Origin of the sequence: Sphingomonas sp. (assembly GCF_031426035.1) — a bacterium.
Classification (GTDB): Bacteria; Pseudomonadota; Alphaproteobacteria; order Sphingomonadales; family Sphingomonadaceae; genus Sphingomicrobium.
Window position 1 is genome coordinate 1 of the sequence record NZ_JANPKO010000123.1, and the last position, 3999, is coordinate 3999.

Below are 3999 nucleotides of genomic sequence, written 5' to 3' on the forward strand. Positions count from 1 at the left end.
TTACACCACCGACTTGCGTGAGTTCTTCCCCGGCCTGACGGTCAACTTCAGCCTCGAGAACCCGTACGTCATCGTCGGGCTGCTGCTCGGCGCGCTGCTCCCCTATCTGTTCGGCGCGATGGGCATGACTGCCGTCGGCCGGGCGGCGGGCGACGTGGTCAAGGACGTGCGCGAGCAGTTCCGCACCAACAGCGGGATCAAGGACGGCTCGTCGCGCCCCGATTACGCGCGCACCGTCGACCTCGTCACCAAGGCCGCGATCAAGGAGATGATCATCCCCTCGCTGCTTCCGGTGCTGGCGCCGATCATCGTCTATTTCGCAATCACCGCGGTCGCCGGCCAGGCCGAAGGCTTTGCCGCCTTGGGCGCGTTGCTGCTCGGCGTGATCGTCTCGGGCCTGTTCGTTGCCATCTCGATGACCTCGGGCGGCGGCGCGTGGGACAATGCCAAGAAGTTCATCGAGGACGGCAATCACGGCGGCAAGGGCTCGGAGGCGCACAAGGCCGCGGTGACCGGCGACACCGTCGGCGATCCGTACAAGGACACCGCCGGCCCGGCGGTCAACCCGATGATCAAGATCACCAACATCGTCGCGCTGCTGCTGCTCGCGGCGCTGGCGGCGCAGGCGGCCTAGGCGCTTCGCCCGATCGATCGTGGAAAGGCCCCGCCCGGCACTGCCGCGGCGGGGCTTTTCTTTTGCGCGGCCGGCGCGATGATGGCGCCATGACCAAGGCCATCCGCATCCACCGCACCGGCGGCCCCGAGGTTCTTGAGTGGGAAGCGGTTGAAGTCGGGGATCCCGGGCCCGGCCAGGTGTGCCTCAAGCAACATGCCGCGGGCCTCAATTTCATCGACGTCTATCACCGCACCGGGCTGTACCCGCAGCCGCTGCCGTTCACCCCCGGGGTCGAAGGCGCCGGGGTGGTCGAGGCGGTCGGCGAGGGCGTCGGCGATGTCGCGGTGGGCGACCGCGTCGCCTATGCCGGGCCGATCGGCGGCTATGCCGAGACGCGGCTGATCGACGCCGAGCGGCTGGTCAAACTGCCCGACGCCATCGCGTTCGAGCAGGCCGCGGCAATGATGCTGCAGGGGATGACCGCGCGGATGCTGCTGCGCTCGGTCCACCGGGTCGAGAGCGGCGACACCATCCTCGTCCACGCCGCCGCCGGCGGGGTCGGATTGATTCTCTGCCAATGGGCGGCCGCGCTTGGCGCGACGGTCATCGGCACTGTCTCGACGAGGGAAAAGGCGGATCTCGCCAAGGCGCACGGCTGCACCCACCCGATCCTTTACACCGAGCAGGATTTCGTCGCCGAGGTCGAGCGCATCACCGGCGGGGACAAGCTCGGCGTGGTCTATGATTCGGTCGGCCGCGACACGTTTTTGCGCTCGCTCGACTGCCTGCGGCCGCGCGGGATGCTGGTCAGCTACGGCCAGTCGTCGGGCGCGGTCGAGCCGTTTTCGCCCAACATCTTGGCGGCCAAAGGCTCGCTCTACCTGACCCGCCCGACGCTGTTCACCTACACCGCCGACCGCGCGGACCTGCAGGAGTCGGCGGCCGAGCTGTTCGCGATGGTCGAAGCGGGCAAGGTTGCGATCGAGGTCAAGCAACGCTTCCCGCTCGCCGATGCCGCCGAGGCGCACCGCGCGCTCGAGGCGCGGGAGACCAGCGGCTCGACCGTGCTCGTCGTGTGACGCCCCGCCCGCCTTTCCTTTTATCCACCGCAACGCTAAGGCTCCGCGACTTTTTACCTCCGGAACAGCGAGACTAGATGGCCAAGGAAGAACTTCTCGAGATGCGCGGCAAGGTGGTCGAGTTGCTGCCCAATGCGATGTTCCGCGTCGAGCTCGAGAACGGCCACGAGATCCTCGGCCATACCGCCGGCAAGATGCGCAAGAACCGCATTCGCGTGCTGACCGGCGACGAGGTGCTGGTCGAGCTGACGCCCTATGATCTGACCAAGGGCCGGATCACCTACCGCTTCAAATGACCGCCGAGCCGGTGCGGCTCGTCCTCGCCTCGGCCAGCCCGCGCCGCCTCGATCTGCTGGCGCGGATCGGCGTTACGCCCGAAGCCGTGCGCCCCGCCGATGTCGATGAAAGCGTGCCCAAGGGCGAGTTGCCGCGGGTCCATGCCGAGCGGCTGGCGCGCGAGAAAGCGCTCGCGGTCGCCGCGCTGGAGCCCGATGCGCTGGTGCTCGCCGCCGACACCGTGGTCGCGGTCGGGCGGCGGATCCTGCCCAAGGTCGACGACGAGGCGACATTGCGCGCGTGCATGGCCTTGCTCTCGGGGCGCCGCCACCGCGTGCTGACCGGGGTCGCGCTGGCGTTGCCCGGCGGCGCGGTGCGGAGCAAGCTGGTCGAGACGATGATCGCGATCAAGCGGCTGTCTCCGCAAGAAATCGACTTCTACGCCGCGCACGGCGAATGGCGCGGCAAGGCCGGCGGCTATGCGCTGCAGGGATACGGCGAGGTCTATGTCCGCCACATCGCGGGCAGTTTTTCCAACGTCGTCGGGCTGCCGCTGGCCGAGACCCGGCTGCTGCTCAAGAGCGCGGGCTTTCCAATTGGCTGAGTGGCTGGTCGAGCGCGGAATCGGCGAAACCCGTGCAGCGCTGGTCGAGGACGGCGCAATCGTCGAGGCGCGGATCACGCTCGACGGCACCGTTGAAGCAGGAACGGTAATCGCGGCGCAACTGATCGACATCGGCCCCCGCGGCGGCAACTCCAACGGCCGCAACGCCATCGCCCGCGACGCCCAGGGCCAAGAGTATTTACTACCGACCCTGGAGCGCGGCGTGACCGAGGGCGCCGCGCTGGCGATCGAGGTTACGCGGGAGGTGATCCCGGGCGGCGAGGCGTGGAAGCGGCCGCGGGCCCGCACCACCGCTGCCGCGCCGGCCCCTGCCCCGCCGCTCGCGGCGACCGAGCTGCCGTTCCCGCCGCACGGTCGCGATGCGCTGGCCGATGCCGGGTGGGACGATGTGGTGGAGGAGGCGCGCAGCGGGCACGTCGAGTTCGGCGGGGGCAGCCTGACCCTGTTCGCGACCCCGGCGATGACGCTGATCGATGTCGACGGCAACCTGCCCCCCGCCGAGTTGGCGGTGGCCGGCGCGGCCGCCGCCGCGCAGGCGATCCGGCGGCTCGGCCTCGGCGGCTCGATCGGGATCGACCTGCCGACCGTCGCCGGCAAGGCGCCGCGGCTGGCAGCAGCGGAGGCGGTCGACGCGATTTTACCCCAGCCGTTCGAGCGCACCACGGTCAACGGCTTCGGCTTCCTCCAGATCATTCGCCCCCGTCCCCGCGCCTCGCTGCTCGAAATCTGGGCCGACCGCGCCGCCGCCGAAGCGCGCGCCTTGCTGCGCCGCGCCGCGCTGTCCGGACCCGGCGCGCGGCGGCTGGCGGCGCATCCGGCGGTAATCGGGCAGCTCGAGGCCAATCCAGCATGGACCGCCGCGCTCGCGCGCCAGATCGGCGGCGCGGTGACCTTGCGCGCCGACCTGTCGCTCGCCATCTCGGGCGGCCATGCCGAACCCGCTTAAAGCCAAGCCCTGCCCGCTGTGCGGCAAGCCGCCGTCGCCCGAACACGCGCCGTTCTGCAGCCGCGGCTGCAAGGACCGCGATTTGTTGAAATGGCTCGGCGACGGCTATCGCATCCCCGGCCCGCCGGCCGACCCCGAGGCGGAGCTTGGCGGGGTGGACAGTGACCAGCGCGATGGTTAGGTGACGCCGCGCTGACAGGCCGCCCGGCCCGAAGTGACGCCCAGGTAGCTCAGTTGGTAGAGCATGCGACTGAAAATCGCAGTGTCGGCGGTTCGATCCCGTCCCTGGGCACCACCTTGTTTGCAGTCTCCGGCGACTACTCGGCCGCGGCAATTAGCGGCTGGTAGGTCGGCTCGGCTTGGCCCAGCTCCTCGGCGAACCAGGCGGTGGTGCGGTCGAGGCCTTCGGCGAGTTCGACACGCGGGGCCCAGCCGAGCAATTCGCTTGCCCGCGATA

6 protein-coding genes and 1 tRNA gene are annotated in these 3999 nt (G+C 69.8%); all 7 read left to right on the forward strand.

Going from position 1 to position 3999, the window contains the following annotated elements; translation table 11 throughout:
* The coding region (locus RMP08_RS09035; RefSeq protein ID WP_310468668.1) for a sodium/proton-translocating pyrophosphatase at positions 1-634 on the forward strand (634 nt) is incomplete at its 5' end.
* Between the two features lie 89 nt (positions 635-723).
* Complete coding sequence (locus RMP08_RS09040) at positions 724-1695, forward strand: quinone oxidoreductase (protein WP_310468669.1); 972 nt, start codon at positions 724-726, stop codon at positions 1693-1695.
* A 77-nt stretch (positions 1696-1772) separates the two neighbouring features.
* Positions 1773-1991, forward strand: coding sequence for a translation initiation factor IF-1 (gene infA / locus RMP08_RS09045; protein ID WP_310468670.1), 219 nt, complete (start codon positions 1773-1775; stop codon positions 1989-1991).
* The gene (locus tag RMP08_RS09050; protein WP_310468671.1) at positions 1988-2575 is read left to right on the forward strand and encodes a nucleoside triphosphate pyrophosphatase; all 588 of its coding nucleotides are present in this window, start codon (positions 1988-1990) and stop codon (positions 2573-2575) included. Before infA ends, RMP08_RS09050 begins: the two co-directional genes overlap by 4 nt.
* On the forward strand, positions 2568-3542 hold the full coding sequence (locus tag RMP08_RS09055; protein ID WP_310468672.1) for a ribonuclease: 975 nt from the start codon (positions 2568-2570) through the stop codon (positions 3540-3542). The genes RMP08_RS09050 and RMP08_RS09055 overlap by 8 nt, the downstream gene beginning before the upstream one ends.
* Entirely contained in the window at positions 3526-3723 is a 198-nt protein-coding gene (locus RMP08_RS09060) for a DNA gyrase inhibitor YacG (protein ID WP_310468673.1), read from the forward strand. The genes RMP08_RS09055 and RMP08_RS09060 overlap by 17 nt, the downstream gene beginning before the upstream one ends.
* A gap of 38 nt (positions 3724-3761) precedes the next feature.
* Positions 3762-3837: transfer RNA gene (locus RMP08_RS09065), tRNA-Phe, on the forward strand.
* The last annotated feature ends 162 nt before the right edge of the window (positions 3838-3999 follow it).